Origin of the sequence: Dactylosporangium sp. NPDC005572 (assembly GCF_040605515.1) — a bacterium.
Classification (GTDB): Bacteria; Actinomycetota; Actinomycetes; order Mycobacteriales; family Micromonosporaceae; genus Dactylosporangium.
In genome coordinates this window covers 1-16,362 of record NZ_JBEXCY010000158.1, presented here as the reverse complement: position 1 = coordinate 16,362, position 16,362 = coordinate 1, and the positions used below count along the sequence as shown (strand labels likewise).

15 protein-coding genes and 1 pseudogene are annotated in these 16,362 nt (G+C 73.8%); 10 read left to right on the top strand and 6 right to left on the bottom strand.

Annotated features, from left to right (window positions below):
* Nucleotides 1-2 precede the first annotated feature (2 nt).
* Both ABZS66_RS44975 and ABZS66_RS44970 read left to right on the top strand, forming a co-directional pair.
* Nucleotides 3-950 carry an ABC transporter permease subunit gene (locus ABZS66_RS44975; RefSeq protein ID WP_354769032.1) on the top strand — a complete coding sequence of 316 codons (948 nt, stop codon included), beginning with the start codon at nucleotides 3-5 and terminating at the stop codon, nucleotides 948-950.
* A gap of 83 nt (nucleotides 951-1,033) precedes the next feature.
* Nucleotides 1,034-2,002, top strand: coding sequence for a hypothetical protein (locus tag ABZS66_RS44970; RefSeq protein ID WP_354769030.1), 969 nt, complete (start codon nucleotides 1,034-1,036; stop codon nucleotides 2,000-2,002).
* An 11-nt stretch (nucleotides 2,003-2,013) separates the two neighbouring features.
* Here ABZS66_RS44970 and ABZS66_RS44965 read toward each other — a convergent pair whose 3' ends face one another.
* The gene (locus tag ABZS66_RS44965; protein WP_354769028.1) at nucleotides 2,014-2,952 is read right to left on the bottom strand and encodes an SDR family oxidoreductase; all 939 of its coding nucleotides are present in this window, start codon (nucleotides 2,950-2,952) and stop codon (nucleotides 2,014-2,016) included.
* Nucleotides 2,953-3,046: 94 nt separating this feature from the next.
* Between ABZS66_RS44965 and ABZS66_RS44960 the strand changes: the two genes are divergently transcribed.
* Entirely contained in the window at nucleotides 3,047-3,625 is a 579-nt protein-coding gene (locus ABZS66_RS44960; RefSeq protein WP_354769026.1) for a TetR/AcrR family transcriptional regulator, read from the top strand.
* A 146-nt stretch (nucleotides 3,626-3,771) separates the two neighbouring features.
* Here ABZS66_RS44960 and ABZS66_RS44955 read toward each other — a convergent pair whose 3' ends face one another.
* Nucleotides 3,772-4,659, bottom strand: a complete 888-nt coding sequence (locus ABZS66_RS44955; RefSeq protein WP_354769024.1) for an oxidoreductase — start codon at nucleotides 4,657-4,659, stop codon at nucleotides 3,772-3,774.
* A gap of 117 nt (nucleotides 4,660-4,776) precedes the next feature.
* Here ABZS66_RS44955 and ABZS66_RS44950 point away from each other — a divergent pair, with 117 nt between their 5' ends.
* The 3 genes from ABZS66_RS44950 to ABZS66_RS44940 are packed head-to-tail and all read left to right on the top strand — an operon-like array spanning nucleotide 4,777 to nucleotide 7,226.
* A complete protein-coding gene (locus ABZS66_RS44950; protein ID WP_354769022.1) occupies nucleotides 4,777-5,646 on the top strand; it encodes a helix-turn-helix transcriptional regulator in 870 nt (289 codons plus the stop codon).
* 19 nt (nucleotides 5,647-5,665) lie between these two features.
* Nucleotides 5,666-5,974, top strand: coding sequence for a hypothetical protein (locus ABZS66_RS44945; RefSeq protein ID WP_354769020.1), 309 nt, complete (start codon nucleotides 5,666-5,668; stop codon nucleotides 5,972-5,974).
* A gap of 4 nt (nucleotides 5,975-5,978) precedes the next feature.
* Nucleotides 5,979-7,226, top strand: a complete 1,248-nt coding sequence (locus ABZS66_RS44940; protein ID WP_354769018.1) for a hypothetical protein — start codon at nucleotides 5,979-5,981, stop codon at nucleotides 7,224-7,226.
* Between the two features lie 36 nt (nucleotides 7,227-7,262).
* Here ABZS66_RS44940 and ABZS66_RS44935 read toward each other — a convergent pair whose 3' ends face one another.
* Both ABZS66_RS44935 and ABZS66_RS44930 read right to left on the bottom strand, forming a co-directional pair.
* Nucleotides 7,263-7,496 carry a hypothetical protein gene (locus ABZS66_RS44935; protein ID WP_238007150.1) on the bottom strand — a complete coding sequence of 78 codons (234 nt, stop codon included), beginning with the start codon at nucleotides 7,494-7,496 and terminating at the stop codon, nucleotides 7,263-7,265.
* A 47-nt stretch (nucleotides 7,497-7,543) separates the two neighbouring features.
* Nucleotides 7,544-8,905, bottom strand: a complete 1,362-nt coding sequence (locus ABZS66_RS44930; RefSeq protein ID WP_354769057.1) for a short-chain fatty acyl-CoA regulator family protein — start codon at nucleotides 8,903-8,905, stop codon at nucleotides 7,544-7,546.
* Nucleotides 8,906-9,183: 278 nt separating this feature from the next.
* On the opposite strand from ABZS66_RS44930, the gene aceA reads away from it, so the two are divergent.
* Both aceA and aceB read left to right on the top strand, forming a co-directional pair.
* Nucleotides 9,184-10,449 carry an isocitrate lyase gene (aceA, locus tag ABZS66_RS44925; protein ID WP_354769016.1) on the top strand — a complete coding sequence of 422 codons (1,266 nt, stop codon included), beginning with the start codon at nucleotides 9,184-9,186 and terminating at the stop codon, nucleotides 10,447-10,449.
* Nucleotides 10,446-12,044, top strand: a complete 1,599-nt coding sequence (gene aceB, locus ABZS66_RS44920; protein WP_354769014.1) for a malate synthase A — start codon at nucleotides 10,446-10,448, stop codon at nucleotides 12,042-12,044. The genes aceA and aceB overlap by 4 nt, the downstream gene beginning before the upstream one ends.
* A 224-nt stretch (nucleotides 12,045-12,268) precedes the next feature.
* On the opposite strand, the gene ABZS66_RS44915 is transcribed toward aceB, so the two are convergent.
* Nucleotides 12,269-13,159 (bottom strand): Clp protease N-terminal domain-containing protein, encoded by an 891-nt coding sequence (locus ABZS66_RS44915; RefSeq protein WP_354769012.1) that lies wholly within the window; start codon nucleotides 13,157-13,159, stop codon nucleotides 12,269-12,271.
* Nucleotides 13,159-13,374, bottom strand: a complete 216-nt coding sequence (locus tag ABZS66_RS44910; protein WP_354769010.1) for a helix-turn-helix domain-containing protein — start codon at nucleotides 13,372-13,374, stop codon at nucleotides 13,159-13,161. Before ABZS66_RS44910 ends, ABZS66_RS44915 begins: the two co-directional genes overlap by 1 nt.
* Before the next feature lie 152 nt (nucleotides 13,375-13,526).
* Here ABZS66_RS44910 and ABZS66_RS44905 point away from each other — a divergent pair, with 152 nt between their 5' ends.
* Together ABZS66_RS44905 and ABZS66_RS44900 are read left to right on the top strand one after the other, a co-directional pair.
* On the top strand, nucleotides 13,527-15,383 hold the full coding sequence (locus tag ABZS66_RS44905) for a glycoside hydrolase family 15 protein (RefSeq protein WP_354769008.1): 1,857 nt from the start codon (nucleotides 13,527-13,529) through the stop codon (nucleotides 15,381-15,383).
* Nucleotides 15,380-16,362, top strand: a pseudogene (locus ABZS66_RS44900) (glucose-6-phosphate dehydrogenase); the annotation flags it as partial. The gene ABZS66_RS44905 and the pseudogene ABZS66_RS44900, both read left to right, overlap by 4 nt.

Genomic DNA, 16,362 nt, shown 5'->3' with positions numbered 1-16,362 from the left:
GCATGTCGTGGGTGACCTGGCGCCAGCATCGCGCCGAACTGCTCGCCGCCGTCGTGCTGCTGCTGGCGCTGGCGGTCCCGCTCGTCTGGACCGGCCTGGCGCTGCACGCGCAGTACCGCGCCGACGGCGTCGCCGCCTGCGTCGCCGACCCGGGCAGCCGGGCCGGGTGCGAGCGGCTGGTCGAGGCGTTCGCCGACCGGCACGCCACCTGGGCCCGGCGGCTGCTGTGGGCGGCGTTCCTGCCCGCCCTGGCCGGGGTCTTCGTCGGGGCACCGCTGCTGGCCCGTGAGTTCGAGCAGGGCACCTGGAGGCTGGCCTGCACGCAGGGCGTGTCCCGGACCCGATGGCTGACCACCAAGCTGACGCTGGTCGGCGCGGCGGTCGCGGTCCTGACCGCGGCCGCCGCCGGGCTGCTGAGCTGGTGGCGCGCGCCGCTCGACGACATCTCCGGCCGGCTGCACGCAACGTCGTTCGTCATCGCGGTCCCCAGCCTCACGGCAGCGGCCGTCTTCGCCTTCGCCGTCGGCGTGACGGCCGGGGCGGTGCTGCGCCGCACCATCGCGGCGATGGCCGCCACACTCGGCGTCTTCCTCGCGGCCCGCCTCAGCCTGGAGGAGTTCGCCCGGCCGCACTACCTCACCCCGTTGGCCCGCATCGCCGAACCGGGCGCCGCACCACCACCCGGCACCGACTGGTCGGTGAGCGAGCGCTGGATCGACCGGGCGGGCCGGCTCGTCCCCGAAGGCGAGCAGTCCACGGCACTGCGGCAACTGGCCGCGTCGGACGGCTCGGTCGACCGCTACCTGATCGACCACGGGCTGCGCCATTACACCGAGTTCCAGCCGGAGAGCCGGTTCTGGGCGTTCCAGGCGATCGAGTCGGCGGTCTTCCTCGGGCTGGCGGCCGTCCTGCTGGTCGCGGCGGTCCGGCTCACCCGGCGCCGCACGTGAACCCGGGACCTGGCGCGGGCGCGTTTCGGCCGCGGATGCGGCAGGTGGGGGGTAAGCGCCGGAGCCCCGGGTAGCGTCCCACAGTGAACACACGGACCAGCGAGCCACACGTCGGGATCACCCCGAACCTGTTCGGCATCGCGTACGGCCTGACCGGCCTGGCCGGCTGCTGGGGCTACGCCGCCATGCTGCAGTTCGCACCCGCGCTCGTCTCCGACATTCTGTGCATCCTGGCCGCCGTCGTCTGGCTGGTGCTCCTCGTCAGCTACGTCTCGCAGGTGCCGCGGCGGCCCGGCGGCTGGACCGCCGAACTGGCCGACCCGGCGCTGGGACCGTTCGTCTCGCTGATCCCGATCGTCGGCATGCTGCTGGCCATCGGCCTGATGCGACACGAACGCACGACGGGTCAGTGGCTGTTCGGGGTCTTCGCCGCCGTCACGGTCCTTCTGGCCGGATGGATGGCCGGCCAGTGGATCGCCGGCGGCCTCGACCTGGACAAGCTGCACCCCGGTTACGTGCTGCCCGCCGTCGCCGGAGGACTGATCGCCACCATCGGCGCGGCCCTCGCCGGCTGGTCAGGCCCCGCCCGGGTGTTCTTCGGCCTCGGTCTCGTGTCGTGGCTCGTCATCGAGTCGATGATCCTGGCCCGGCTGTACTTCCGCCCGCCGCTCCCCCCGCAGCTGCAACCCACCCTGGCGATCTCGGCGGCCCCACCCGCCCTCGCCGGCCTGGCGTACCTGGCCATCACCCGCGGCAAGGTCGACGCCGTGACCTTCGGGCTCGCCGGCTACACGCTCCTGGCCGCCCTCGTCCAGCTCCGGCTCGTCGGCGTGTACCGCCACCTGCACTTCACCTCCGGGTTCTGGGCGTACGCGTTCCCCTACGCGGCGGTCGCCACCTTCGCGCTGCACTGGGTCGCCTACGCCCACCCACCGGGGTACCGGATCTGGGCCTGGGTCGTCATCCTCGCGATCACCGCGTTCATCGCCGCCCTCGCGGCCGAGACGACAGCGGCCCTCGCCCGGCACCGCTTCCTGCCGCAGCTGCACTGAACCGCTGCCGCTCAGGTGAAGTAGTGGCCGTGTTCGAGGTCGGCGATCAGCCCGGGCCGGGTGGGTCGCCAGCCGAGCAGGTCGCGGGTGAGCTGCGCCGAGGCGGGGCCGTCGACGCCCCAGAAGCCGCCGAGCCAGCCGACGTAGTCGCCGGCCTGCTCCGCGGTGACCGAGACCGCGGGGATGCGCAGTTGTGCGGCGAACGCCTCGGCGACCGCGCGGATCGGCACGCCCTCGTCGCCGACCGCGTGCAGCACGGCGCCGGCCGGCGCGGACTCGACCGCGAGGCGGAACAGCCGCGCGGCGTCGTCGCGGTGGACGGCCGGCCAGCGGTTGCTGCCGTCGCCGACGTACGCCGCGGCGCCCTTGTCGCGGGCGAAGCCGATCGCGGTGGTGGTGAAGCCGTTGTCACCGTTGCCGTGGGTGGCGGGTGGGAGCCGCACGATCGAGGACCGGATGCCGTGGCCGGCGAGCGCGAGCGCGTGGCGGGCGTTGGCCATCCGCCCGCCGGCGCCGCTGACCGGGCCGCCCTCGCCGCCGTCGCCGTCCGGGGCCAGCCCGTCGCGTTCGGTGGCGACGACACCGGGTGGTAGCCCGAGCACGCCGAACATGCCGGAGGCCATGACGAACGGCTTGCCGGTGCCGGCGAGGGCCTCGCCGAAGGCATCGATCGCCGCACGGTCGGCGTCGGTGGCGGCGGCGAAGTCGCCGGCGAAGAACAGGTCGTGCTTGAACGCGAGGTGGACGACCCCGTCGGCGGACGCGGCCGCGTCGCGCAGGGCGTCGAGGTCGTCGAGGGATCCCGGGCGGGCCTCGGCCCCCATCGCCCGCAGGGATCGGGCAGCCGCGTCGGAGCGGGCCAGCCCGGTGACCGTGTGGCCGGCGGCGGTCAGCTCGGGGACGAGCCCGCGACCGACCCAGCCCGACGCTCCGGTGACGAACACGTGCACGGGGTACCTCCATATTCCTAGAACGACCGTACAAGAAATGAAGATAGTACGATCGTTCTAGGAACTGCAACGCGAGCTGGATCACGAGGCGGAGATGGCGGGACGGCCGGTCAACCACCAGCGGCGCGCCGACCTGCTCGACGCGGCGGTCGACTACGCCGTCGAGCACGGGTTCGCCGAGCTGTCGTGGCGGCCGGTGGCTGGCGCCCTCGGGGTCTCGACCACGACGCTGGTGCATCATTTCGGCACCAAGGAGCAGATGCTCGAGGCGATCCTCGGCCGGTTGCGGGAGCGTACCTTCGCGGCCACGAGCGACGCGGCCGGTGACCGGCCCGGCCTGGCCGCGGCGGCGCGGGCGGTCTGGACGCGCACCTCCGACCCGCGCCAGTCGGCGGAGTTCCGGCTGTTCTTCGCGGTCTACGGACGCGCCCTGCAGGCACCGCGGCAGTTCACGGAGTTCCTGGAGCGGGTCGTGGCCGACTGGATGCGCTCCCTGGTCGAGGCGCAGGGACCGGACACCGACCCGGCCACGGCGACCCGCACCGCCACCCTGGTGATCGCGACGATCCGCGGGCTACTCCTCGACCAGCTGACCACCGGTGACCGGGACCGCGTCCAGGACGCCGCCGAGACCTTCCTGGCGACCCTCGAGCACAACCCGCCGGGCACGTGATCCGGGCAGGAGCGGGCACTGCCCAGCTCGGCGTCGATGCGCCGTTGCTCGGCATCGCGGAGCTCCCGCGCCGCACACCGTCTCGTACACCGCCGGCCGGTCGCTGTCCCTGGGCGACGGCACCCTCACCGCTGAGACGGCCGCGGTCAGAGGTAGCTGACGCCGGTCAGTTCCTCGGCCGCCGCCCAGAGTCGCCGGCCGACGGCCGGATCGGCGGCCTCCCGGCTGAGCCGGGCCTCGGTGACCCGGCCCCGCGTCTCCCAGAGGCCGGCCGGGCCGAAGAACTGGCCGCCCCGCACCCCGGGCCCGGTCGCGGCCCGCAGCTGCGGCAGCGCGCCCTGCTCCACCGACTGGGTGGCCAGCAGGCCGATCCACGCGACCGCCCGCCCGAACCGGCCGCGGTGCTCCCAGGCCCGCGGGGTCAGGTTGGTGCGGGTCAGGCCGGGGTGGGCCAGCACGCTGACGACCGGCGACCCGGCGGCGCGCAGGCGGCGGTCCAGCTCGACGCCGAAGACCGTGGTGGCGAGCTTGGACCGGCCGTACGCGGCGGAGGCCCGGTAGTCGCGCTCGAACATCAGGTCGTCGAAGTCGAGGTGCGCGGTCTTGTGGGTGATCGAGCTGAGGCTGACCACCCGGGCCTCCCGCGCGGCCGTCAGGTTGCCGAGCAGCAGGCCGGTCAGCGCGAAGTGGCCCAGCAGGTTGGTGCCGAGCTGCAGCTCGAAGCCGTCGGCGGAGGTGCGGCGCGGGCCGAGCAGCACCACGCCGGCGTTGTTGACCAGCAGGTCGATCGCCGGGTGGTCGTCGGCCAGCTTCGCCGCGAAGGCCCGCACGGAGGCGAGGGAGGCCAGGTCCAGCTCGCGGACCTCGACGTCGCCGCCGATCCGGCGGGCCGCCTGCGTGCCGGCGGCGGTGTTGCGGACGGCGAGCACGACGTGGGCGCCGTGGCGGGCCAGCTCGGTCGCGGTGACCAGGCCGAGGCCCGAGTTCGCGCCGGTCACGACGGCGATCCGGCCGTGTTGGTCGGGGACGGTCATCTGCTGCTCCTGGAGGGTGGAGGTACGGTCGACCGCCGACGTTAGGAGCAGCGCGAGCCGGCTCGGTAGGTCCGCGGGTCCTACCTTGGGCGGGCGGCGGGGCGGCACACTTGCGGCATGACCCATCCGTACGCCCGTGAGCTCGGCGACTTCCTGCGTGCCCGGCGCGGCCGGCTGCACCCGCGCGACGTCGGCCTGGAGCCGGGCGGCCGGCGCAAGGTCGCCGGGCTGCGGCGCGAGGAGCTGGCCCTCCTCGCCGGGCTGAGCACCGACTACTACCAGCGGATGGAGCAGGGCCGCGAGGTGCGCCCGTCCGACGACGTCCTGGACGCGCTCGCCGGCGCGCTCGGCCTCGACGACGAGGAGCGCCGCCACCTGTACACCCTGGCCCACGCCGCGCGGCGGCCGATGCCCGCCCGGGTGGAGCACGGCCCGGAGCGGGTGCCGGACAGCACGCGGCGGCTGCTGCGGGTGATGGACACCCCGGCGGTCGTGCTCGGCCGGCACCTCGACCTGCTCGACTGGAACCCGATGGCGGAGGCGCTGCTCGGCGACCCGCAGGACGCTCCGCCCGACCGGCTGAACATGCTCCTGCTGATGTTCGACGACACGCTGACCGGCCGGCGCAGCTGCCCGGACTGGGAGCGGCAGGCCCTGGAGTACATCGGCATGATGCGCGCCGCCGTCGCCACCGACCCCACCCACCCGCGCGCCACCGCGATCGTCGGCGAGCTGAGCATCCGCAGCGCCGAGTTCCGGCGGCTGTGGGCCCGCCACGACGTGCGCGAGTCGGTCAGCGGTACCAAGACCTTCCGGGTCCCCGAGGTGGGAGACCTCGTCCTGCACTGGGACACGTACCCGCTGCCCGGCAACCCCGGCCCGGTCATGCTGGTCTTCACCGCCGAGCCGGGCAGCGCCGACGCGGACCGGCTGCAGCTGCTGGCGTCGTTGCACGCGACCCGCACGGCGCGCGCCAGGAAAACCTGACGGCGTCTACGCTGCGCCCATGCGGACGAGTCGTCGTTGTGTGAAGTGCCAGTGCCCGCGCCTGTGGCACGTCGACCCGGTCATGGTCCCCGACACCGACAGCAGCAACGTCGTCGAGCTCCTGCCGGCCGTGGCCCGGGCGGGCTCCGGAGCGGCGGTCACCGGGGAGTTCAAGAAGCGCGTCGAGGCGGGCCGCTTCGAGGTGTGGATCTGCAGCGCGTGCGGGTACACGGAGTGGTACGCGCACGAGGTCAACGACATGCTCGCATGGCTCAGCCGCAATCCCCGCTCGGGCGTGCGCTACTCCGACGCCGACGCGGCAAGCTGACCAGGTGGTGATCGAGGCCATCCGCGACGGTGACGTGGCGGCCGTCCGTCGATACCTGTCCGCGCTGCCCCACGAGGCCCAGTGGGGGGACGAGGGCCGAGCGGTCGCCGGTGCAGTGGCCCTCCTGGGCGGCCCGGGATTCGCGCAGCTGCTCTACGAGGCCAGCACGGCCGTACCGTCAGGACCGTGGGGCGAGATCGACCCGCCGGTGTGGACCGCCGAGCACGGGGCCAGCGAGCTGCTGGAGCTCCTGCTGCACCGCTACCCGGCGTCGGAGGCCACGCTGCGCCGTGCGCTCGACGCCGCGCGGGCCTGGCTCGGCGTCGACCCGGAGGCCGAGCTGCGGCGCCGGTCGGGGGCGGCGGACGGCGACGCCGTCACACGGGACCACCTCACCACCGACGAGTACGCACCCCGGGCGCTACGGATCCGTGTGCGTACCGCCGACGGCCGGTGGGCCGAGGTCCTCGCCGGGCACCGGGCCGTCGTCACCGTCCTCGAGCAGCTGCTGGAGCTCCCGGTCACGCGCGACGAGCTGCTCGCGCGGGCGCTGTGGTCGGCGGACCAGGAGTCGTGCGACTGGTCGGCGGCGCGGCATGCCGTCATGGGGCGGTTCCCGGCGGAGGAGACCTTCCGATGGGCGGCCGGTCGGCTGGCCGACGCGGACGTGGCGGTGCGCCGGTTCACCGCCGAGCTACTGCACTTCTCGACGCTCGGCGGGGAGGCCGTCGACGCGCCGTACGCCGCCGACGCGCTGTTGGTACTGCGGGGGCGGATGGCGGCCGAGACCGACACCGAGGCGCTGTGCAGTGTGCTCGGCGCGTACGCGGGCTTCAGCGAGATCGGCGCGATCCTCCACGAGTTCCTGCCGTTCGTGGAGGACCCTCGCCCCGAGGTGCGCGGCCGCGTGGCCGGGGAGATCCTCAACGGCCGCGGCGGTCCCGCGGACGACCCGCCGCCGCACATCTTGCAGACGATGCTGAGCCTCGCCCGCGACCGGGACCCGGCGGTCAGCGCGACGGCGACGGCCGCGCTCATCTACTCCGCGATCGACGGCCCCGCGCTGCGTGAGCTGCTCGCCGCCCGGATGGCCGGCGACGACCGGGAGGTGCGGATTCGTGCGGCGACCGGACTGGCCCTGCGCGGCGACGCGCACGCCTTGGCGCAGCTGCGCCGGATGAGCGACGAGGACGGGTACGAGTCGCTCGCCTGGCACGAGCTCGACCACGTGGAGCGCCTACTCGCGCGTTGACCTTGGAACCTCACGTGTTCCAAGGTCAACCCAGGCTCAGGAGACCACGGTGTCCGTGGTCAGGTCGGTGACCACGCCGGTGTTGGCGTCGTACGACAGCTCGTAGACGCCGTCGCCGTTGGAGTCCAGCGCGGCGAAGTCGGGCTCGCCGTCGTGGTCCAGGTCGCCGATCAGCACGTTGCTGCCGTCGTCGGTGGTGTACACCTGGGCCGGGTCCTCGTCGCCGTCGCCGTCGAGGTCCTTGCTCAGGCTGACGTAGTCGTCGCTCATACACGTCCTTCAGTCGGAGGTGCGCTGAAGCGTATCGGCCACGCTCGTCATGTGCCCTTCAGGGGGTACGGGATGAAGGTGCTGCGGTTCTCGTCCAGGTCGAGGCGGCCGCTGACCGGGGCCGCCGCCCGCTGCGGGCAGGTCGCGCGCTCGCAGGTCTTGCAGCCCGGGCCGATCGGCATCGCCGCCTCGGCGTCGTGCAGGTCCATGCCCGTCGAGTAGACGAGGCGGGCGGCGTGCTTGATCTGGCAGCCCAGGCCGATCGCGTACATCTTGCCGGGCTGGCCGTAGCCGCCGTGGTGCCGCACGACGGTGCGGGCGATCCAGAGGTACCGCTGACCGTCCGGCATCGCGGCGACCTGCGTGACCACGCGGCCCGGGGCGCCGAACGCCTCGTAGACGTTCCACAGTGGACACGTGCCGCCGGTGCGCGAGAACGGGAAGCCCGTCGCCGACTGCCGCTTCGACATGTTCCCGGCCCGGTCGACCCGCACGAACGAGAACGGCACGCCGCGGGCCCGGGGGCGCTGCAGGGTGCTGAGGCGGTGGCAGATCGTCTCCCAGCCCATCCCGAAGTGCTCGGTGAGCAGGTCGATGTCGTAGCGGCGCTGCTCGGCGGCGGTGAGGAACTGCTCGTACGGCAGGATCAGCGCCGCCGCGAAGTAGTTGGCCAGGCCGACCCGGGTGAGGATCTGGGTCTGGACGTCGTCGAACCGCTCCTCCTCGATGATCTCGTCGATGACGTCGGCGTACTCCAGCAGGGCCAGCTGGGCGGCCATCCGCATCGCCTCCTGGCCGGCCCGCATCGACGCCGACAGGTGCAGCGTGCGGGTCTGCGGGCGGTAGCGGTGCAGCTCGCCGCCGAGCGACTCGGCGTCGTCCTGGATGACCCGGATGCCGTGCCGGTCGGTGAGCCGGTCGCGCAGCGCGGTGCGGATCCCGCCGCGGCGCAGGACGATCTGCGCGGCGAGGGCCTCGGCCGCCTCGTCGAGGTCGGGTACGTAGTTCTGCCGGCGGTAGAAGAACTCGCTCACCTGGTCGTGCGGGCTGCGGCCCAGCTCGCCGCGGTCGCCGACGAGCTCGGTGAGCTGGTCGGCCACCTGACGGTAGCGGCGGTGCAGCTCGATCACCGATGTGGCCAGCTCCGGCAGGCGGGTGGCGAACTCGGTGAGGGCGGCGACGCTGCCGGCGCCCGGCAGCGCCTCGCGCAGGCCGGCGACGAGCTGCGGGGTGTCGTGCGGCGCGAAGACGGCCGGGTCGACGCCGAACAGCTCGGTGGCCCGGATGAGCACCGGGGCGGTCAGCGGCCGCACGTCGTGCTCGATCTGGTTGAGGTAGCTCGGCGAGATGGCCAGGTGCCGGGCGAGGTCGGTCTGGCTCAGCCCGTGGTCCTCCCGCAGCCGGCGCAGCCGGGCCCCGGCGAAGATCTTGGTGATGGCGGCTCACCTCCTCCGAGTGTTATAGCACCGCTGTGAAATAGCGAATTCGCAAGTTGGCAAAGTGACGCCGGAAATTCGCAGGATTTCGCTTCATGCGTCTCTCGACCGGTCCCCCGCCGCCGTGTGACGGTGAAAACAGCCACCACATGAGCGGCGGACCAGCGTCGGTCCGCTCGGTCGCCCGTGCGTTGGGCCCCGCCGGCGGCGCACGGGCGACCACAGCACATTCGAACAACAAGGAGCACGCTATGAATGCGGTCGAACTTTTGCGGCAGGAATGGGCCACCGACCCCCGCTGGCAGGGCGTGCGGCGCAGCTACGGCCCCGAGGACGTGGTGCGGCTGCGCGGCGCCGTCCAGGAGGAGCACACCCTGGCCCGGCTCGGCTCACAGCGGCTGTGGCAGCTGCTGCACGACGAGGACTACATCCACGCGCTCGGCGCACTCACCGGCAACCAGGCCGTGCAGATGGTCCGGGCCGGGCTGAAGGCCATCTACCTGTCGGGCTGGCAGGTGGCCGCCGACGCGAACCTGGCCGGCCACACGTACCCCGACCAGAGCCTGTACCCGGCCAACTCGGTGCCGGCGGTGGTCCGCCGGATCAACAACGCGCTACTGCGGGCCGGCCAGATCACGACCGCCGAGGGCGATGCGTCGACCCACTGGATGGTCCCGATCGTGGCCGACGCCGAGGCCGGCTTCGGCGGCGTGCTCAACGCCTACGAGCTGATGACCGGCATGATCGTGGCGGGTGCGGCCGGCGTGCACTGGGAGGACCAGCTCGCGTCCGAGAAGAAGTGCGGCCACCTCGGCGGCAAGGTGCTCATCCCGACCGGCCAGCACGTGCGCACGCTCGAAGCGGCCCGCCTGGCCGCCGACGTCGCCGGCGTGCCGTCGCTCATCGTGGCCCGCACCGACGCGCAGGCCGCCACGCTGCTGACGACCGACGTCGACGAGCGCGACCAGCCGTTCGTCACCGGCGAGCGGACCGCGGAGGGCTTCTACCGGTTCCGCAACGGCGTCGACGCGTGCATCGCCCGCGGCCTGGCCTACGCGCCCGTCTCCGACCTGCTGTGGATGGAGACCAGCACGCCCGATCTGGAGGTCGCGGCCCGGTTCGCCGAGGCGGTCAAGGCGCAGTACCCGGACCAGATGCTGGCATACAACTGCTCGCCGTCGTTCAACTGGCGCAAGCACCTCGACGACGCCACCATCGCGAAGTTCCAGCGGGAGCTCGGCCACATGGGGTACCGGTTCCAGTTCATCACCCTCGCCGGCTTCCACGCGCTGAACTACTCGATGTTCGACCTGGCCCGCGGCTATGCGGCCGAGGGCATGCCGGCCTACGTGGCGCTGCAGGAGCGGGAGTTCGCCGCCGAGGCCGACGGCTACACCGCCGTGAAGCACCAGCGCGAGGTCGGCACCGGCTACTTCGACCTGATCAGCACGGTGCTCAACCCGGCTGCCGAGACCACCGCCCTGCGCGGCTCGACCGAGGCGGAGCAGTTCGCGTGAGGTACAAGATCATCGGCCCGCTGGCCGACCGCTACGACGAGGTCCTCACCCCGGAGGCGCTGGACTTCCTGGTCGCCCTCGACGGCCGGTTCGCCGGCCGCCGGGTGGCGCTGCTCGACACCCGGCGGGCCCGCCGCGCCCGGTTCGCCTCCGGCCAGCTGCCCGACTTCCGGCCGGACACGGCGCACATCCGCCAGGACCCGACCTGGCGGGTGGCGCCGCCGGCGCCGGGCCTCGCGGACCGCCGGGTCGAGATCACCGGCCCGCCGGACCGCAAGATGACGATCAACGCGCTGAACTCGGGCGCCCGGGTGTGGCTGGCCGACTTCGAGGACGCCACCGCGCCGACCTGGGACAACGTCATCAGCGGCCAGCTCAGCCTGATCGACGCCCTGGACGGGCGCATCGACTTCACCGACGAACGCGGCAAGCGCTACGCGTTGGGCGACGACCTGGCCACGATCGTGGTCCGCCCCCGCGGCTGGCACCTCGTGGAGAAATGGATCGTCGTCGACGGCCGCCCCATCTCGGCGAGCCTGGTCGACTTCGGCCTGTACCTCTTCCACTGCGCGCGGCGGCAGCTCACCGCCGGCAAGGGCCCGTACTTCTACCTGCCGAAGCTGGAGGACCACCGCGAGGCGCGGCTGTGGAACGACGTCTTCATCTTCTCCCAGCAGTACCTCGGGCTGCCGCAGGGCACGATCCGCGCCACGACGCTCATCGAGACGATCACGGCGGCGTTCGAGATGGAGGAGATCCTCTACGAGCTGCGTGAGCACTCGGCCGGGCTGAACGCGGGCCGGTGGGACTACATCTTCAGCATCATCAAGAACTTCGGCCAGTGGCCCGAGTTCGTCCTGCCGGACCGCGCCGAGGTCACGATGACGGTGCCGTTCATGCGGGCGTACACCGAGCTGCTGGTGCGCACCTGCCACCGCCGCGGCGCGCACGCGATCGGCGGCATGGCGGCGTTCATCCCGAGCCGCTCCCCCGACGTCAACGCCGCCGCGGTCGCCCGCGTCCGCGCCGACAAGGAGCGCGAGGCCGGCGACGGCTTCGACGGCTCGTGGGTCGCCCACCCCGGCCTGGTCGACGTCTGCCGCGACGTGTTCGACGCGGTCCTCGGCGACCGCCCGAACCAGCTCGACCGCCTCCGCGACGACGTCGAGGTCACCCCGACCGACCTGCTCGCGGTCGACAAGACGCCCGGTCAGGTGACGGCGGCCGGCCTGCGGGCGAACGTCGGCGTGGCGCTGCGCTACATCGACGCGTGGCTCGGCGGCACCGGCGCCGTGGCCCTGTCGAACCTCATGGAGGACGCGGCGACGGCCGAGATCGCCCGCTGCCAGGTGTGGCAGTGGCTGCACCACGGGACCCCGCTGGCCGGCGGCGGCATCGTGGCCGAGGACCTGGTCCGGTCGATCCTGGCCGAGGAGCTGGCCGCGCTGTCGGCGGACCGCGACGCGGCCGGCCGTGCCCGGGCCGAGGCGGCGGCGGCGATCGTGGAGCATACGGCGCTCGGCGAGGCGCTGCCGGCGTTCTTCACGACGGAGGCGTACTCCCACCACCTCGCACCCTCGGCCACGTCCCGCTGACGGCGCCCGGCCGCCGGGCCGGACCATCGCCCGGCAGTCGGGCCGACCGTCAGCCGGCGATGCGGGCGGTGACCGCACCGGCCTGCCGCACGACCCGTCCGGTCGTGCGCCGGCAGCACCGGGACGAGGCCATCGCCCGGCGGCCGGTTCGCCGGTCCGACCGTCAGCCGGCGATGAGGGCGGTCACGGCGCCGGCCTGCCGCACGACCCGTCCGGTCCGACCGTCAGCCGGCGATGAGGGCGGTGACCGCGCCGGCTTGGCGCACGACCCGTCCGGTCGTGCGCTGGTAGCGCCGGATGAGGTCAGCGCCGCGCGAGTTCCGCCCGATCCGCCGCTCGGCCCGCAGCAGCGCGTTGCGGCCGGGCGGCGGGAAGGCGTTCTGCAGCCCGGCGAGCAGCGCCGAGGCGTCGGCGCCGATCGCGTCGAGGATCCACGCGGCGCCGGGGTCGAGCGCGACGAGCACCAGGGCGAGGTGCTCCGGCCGATGGTCACGCTCCCGCCGTGCGAGGGCGAGCCGGAGTGACGCTTCGAACGCCGCCTGCGCGTCGAGCCCGAGCGGCGGCTGCTTCTGCGCACACCACCGGCGCGCCTTGGCCGCGCCGAGCGGCAGCAGCGGCTCGCGCAGCGGCGCCCGGTCCAGGACGGCCGGCGTCAGTCCCAACCGGTCGAGATCGATCCCGAACGGCGCCAGTGCGTCCCGGTCGGCCGCGGCCCCGGCCCCGAGCGGCGCGGCCCGGCACACGGCCTCCCGCACCGCGGCCGTGGTCACCCCGTGCGACCCGAGCACCGCGGCGACGGCGCCGCTGCCCCGCTCCTCCGTCGGTGCCTCGCCCGTCCGCCTGCCCGCCGCAGCCCGCGGCCCGCCCTCCTCGTCGGCCACACGATCGTGGAGGGCGGCCACCTCACTTCGGGGCCGCTGTCCCGCCCCGGCGCACGGCTCACCCTGCGGCGGATCGCCCGCCGCGGCACGCGGCCCGTCCGGGACCGCGCCGCGCGGGTCGGTGAGCGCCAGCAGGAGGTGTTCGCTGCCGGTGCGGGGGTGGGCGAGCCCGCGGGCCGCCGCGACGGCCCGGCCCATGGCGCGGCCGAGCTCGGGATCGGTGCCACGGAACATCAGTCCTCCAGGTCGCGGTACTTGCGGTGCACGGTCTGCTTCGTGACGCCCAGCCGCAGCGCGATGTCCTGCCACGACCACCCGGCCCGCCGGGCCGCCGCGACGTGCTCGGCCTCCAGCTGCTCCAGCAGGCGCCGCAGCCGCGCCACGGCCGGCAGCGCGACGTCCGGGTCGGCGCCGCGCGCCACCCGCTCCAGGTCCACACTCGCCGACATGACCGTCAGCATATGCTGACGCAACCGGCACCGTCAACACATGCTGACGGCCCGGAGGCCCGTACGTTAGGACGCCGCGACCACGGGTAGCCCCTCTGCCGCACGAGAAAGCAGCCGCGAGAGAAGTCGTACCCCTGCGGAGAGGTCACGACATGCTGGAGCTCGAACCGTCCTTCCGCCCGCTGCGCCTCCGCGACGGCTACCCGCCGCTGGAGGATCTCGGCCTGATCGGCGACGGCGCCACCGCCGCCCTCGTCGGGCTCGACGGCAGCGTCCACTGGCTGTGCGTGCCCGGCTTCGACACCGAGCCACTGTTCTGCGCCCTGCTCGACCACGCCGGCGGCGGATGGTTCGGCGTGACGCCCGAGGGTGTCGTGGCCGCGCGGCAGCGGTACGAGACCGACACCGGCGTCCTCGTGACCGAGCTGCGCACCGCGACCGGCCTCGTGCGGCTCACCGACGCGCTCGCACTGCGCTCCGGCGCGGACCTCACTGACGACACGCCCGCCGACCGGGGCGAGCTGGTCCGGCTCGCCGAGGTGCTGGACGGCGCCGTCGAGCTGCGGGTCGACCTGCAGCCGCGCGGCGGCGGGCTCGCCCGGCCCGCCTTCGCGGGGCTGGAGATCCAGGCGCCGCAGCTGCCCGGGGTACGGCTGCACCTGCGGTCCAGTCATCCGCTCGAAGGGCTGCACAACCGGTACCACCTGACCAGAGGCGATCGGGTCGAGCTCGTGCTGTCCTGGGGCCGGGTGCACCGCCACCACCGGCTGGACGCCGAGGCGACGATCCGGCAGACGACCGCGGCGTGGCGGCGGTGGATGACCGGCTTCGCGTACGACGGCCCGCAGGAGGCGATGGTCCGGCGCTCCGCGATCACCCTCAAGCTGTGCGACCACTGGGTCAACGGCTCCGTCGCCGCCGCGCCGACCTCGTCGCTGCCGGCGCCCATCGGCGGCGTGCGCAACTGGGACTACCGGTACGCCTGGATCCGCGATGCGGCGTTCGCCGTGTTCGCGCTGCGCCGCATCGGGTTCACCGGCGAGGCCGACGCGTTCCTCGGCTGGGTCCTCGACGCGTTCGAGCAGAGCCGCCGCCCCCGGATCATGTACACCCTCGCGGGCGGGCCGGTGCCGGACGAGCAGGTCGACCCGGCGCTCGGCGGGTACCGCGGCTCCCCGCCCGTCCGCTGGGGCAACGGCGCCGCCGACCAGCGCCAGCACGACATCTACGGCGAGCTGATGGACTGCGCCGACCAGTGGTCGCTGGCCGGCGGCCGGGTCGAGCCGGGGCTGTGGGACGGCCTCGCCGGCGCGGCGGACGCGGCCGCCCGGAGCTGGCGGCAACCCGACCAGGGCATCTGGGAGGTGCGCAGCGAGGGCCGGGTCTTCACCTACTCGGCCGCGCTGTGCCAGGTGGCCCTGGACCGGGCCGCCACCATGGCCGACCGGCTCGGCCTGCCGGCACCCGTGCCGCGGTGGCGGGCGACGGCCGACGAGATCCGCCGGGCGATCGTCGAGGACGCGTGGAACGAGCGGGACCAGACGATCAGCGAGCACCTCGACGGTCGGGGCGGCGTCGACGCCAGCCTCCTCGCGCTGCCGCTGCGGCACGTCGTCCCGGCCGACCATCCCCGGATGGTGGCGACGACGCGGGCCGTCGCCGAGCGCCTCGGGGCCGGTGACGGGCTGCTGTACCGGTACCGCCACCACGACTCCCCCGACGGCATCCCGGGCGACGAGGGCGCGTTCCTGCTCTGCAGCTTCTGGCTGGCCGACAACCTGACCGGCCAGGGACGCCTCGACGAGGCCGAGAAGCTCTACACGTCGCTGTGCGAGCGGGCGAGCCCGCTCGGGCTGCTCTCCGAGCAGGTCGAACCGGCGACCGGCGAGCTCGTCGGCAACTTCCCGCAGGCGTTCAGCCACATCGGGGTGATCGCCAGCGGCGTCGCCCTGTCCCGAGCCAGAGAAGCAAAAGAAGCGACAGCAGCGAGAAACGGAGCAGCCGCATGATCCAGCAGCTGGTGATCCTCGGCGCGACCGGCGACCTGACCGCGCGGTTCCTGCTGCCCGCCCTCGGCACCCTGCGCGCCGCCGGGCACCTGGACGAGCGGTTCGCGCTGACCGCCGTCGGGCGGGAGGACTGGACCGACGACGCGTACCGCGCCTGGGCGGCCGAGCAGTTCGACCGGCACGCGCCGGACCTCCCGGCGGGCCGCCGGAGCGAGATCGTGGCGGCCACGCGGTACCACCGGGCCGACGTCACCGACCCGGACGCCCTCGCGGCCGTCATCCCGCACGACCAGCCCGTCGCCGCGTATCTCGCGCTACCGCCGTCGATCTTCCCGGCCACGGCGACGGCGCTGCACACCGCGGGCACCGCGAACGGCAGCACCATCGTGCTGGAGAAGCCGTTCGGCGAGAGCCTGCACGACGCGATCGAGCTCAACCGCCTGCTGGCCGGCCTGTACCCGGAGCGCAGCATCTTCCGCGTCGACCACTTCCTGGCCATGGGGACCGTCCTCAACCTGCTCGGCGTCCGGCTCGCCAACCGGGTCCTCGAACCGATCTGGAGCAGCGCGCACATCGAGCGGGTCGACATCACCTGGGACGAGTCGCTGGCGCTGGAGGGCCGGGCCGGCTACTACGACGGCGTCGGCGCGCTCAAGGACATGCTCCAGAATCACCTGCTGCAGCTGCTGTGCCTGGTCGCCATGGAGCCGCCGATCAGCCTCGGCGACCGCGACCTGCGCGACCGCAAGGTCGACGTCCTGCGCTCGATCCGGCCGCTCACCCTCGACGACGCCGTGCACCGCACGCGCCGCGCCCGCTACCGCGGCTACGCCGACGAGGACGGCGTCGACCCGCAGCTGCACACCGAGACGTTCGCCGAGGTGGAGCTGGAACTGGACAACTGGCGGTGGCCCGGCACGGTCTTCCGGCTGCGGACCGGCAAGGCGCTGCGGACCGACCGCCAGGAGGTCGCGGTCCG

Excerpts from the sequence above, each read along its gene's own strand:
- ABZS66_RS44935 (WP_238007150.1), bottom strand. The coding sequence starts at position 7,496 with ATGAGCGACGACTACGTCAGCCTGAGCAAGGACCTCGACGGCGACGGC.
- ABZS66_RS44960 (WP_354769026.1), top strand. The coding sequence starts at position 3,047 with ATGGCGGGACGGCCGGTCAACCACCAGCGGCGCGCCGACCTGCTCGAC.
- ABZS66_RS44945 (WP_354769020.1), top strand. The coding sequence starts at position 5,666 with ATGCGGACGAGTCGTCGTTGTGTGAAGTGCCAGTGCCCGCGCCTGTGG.
- ABZS66_RS44915 (WP_354769012.1), bottom strand. The coding sequence starts at position 13,159 with ATGTTCCGTGGCACCGATCCCGAGCTCGGCCGCGCCATGGGCCGGGCC.
- ABZS66_RS44950 (WP_354769022.1), top strand. The coding sequence starts at position 4,777 with ATGACCCATCCGTACGCCCGTGAGCTCGGCGACTTCCTGCGTGCCCGG.
- ABZS66_RS44910 (WP_354769010.1), bottom strand. The coding sequence starts at position 13,374 with ATGTCGGCGAGTGTGGACCTGGAGCGGGTGGCGCGCGGCGCCGACCCG.
- ABZS66_RS44955 (WP_354769024.1), bottom strand. The coding sequence starts at position 4,659 with ATGACCGTCCCCGACCAACACGGCCGGATCGCCGTCGTGACCGGCGCG.
- aceA (WP_354769016.1), top strand. The coding sequence starts at position 9,184 with ATGAATGCGGTCGAACTTTTGCGGCAGGAATGGGCCACCGACCCCCGC.
- ABZS66_RS44975 (WP_354769032.1), top strand. The coding sequence starts at position 3 with ATGTCGTGGGTGACCTGGCGCCAGCATCGCGCCGAACTGCTCGCCGCC.
- ABZS66_RS44905 (WP_354769008.1), top strand. The coding sequence starts at position 13,527 with ATGCTGGAGCTCGAACCGTCCTTCCGCCCGCTGCGCCTCCGCGACGGC.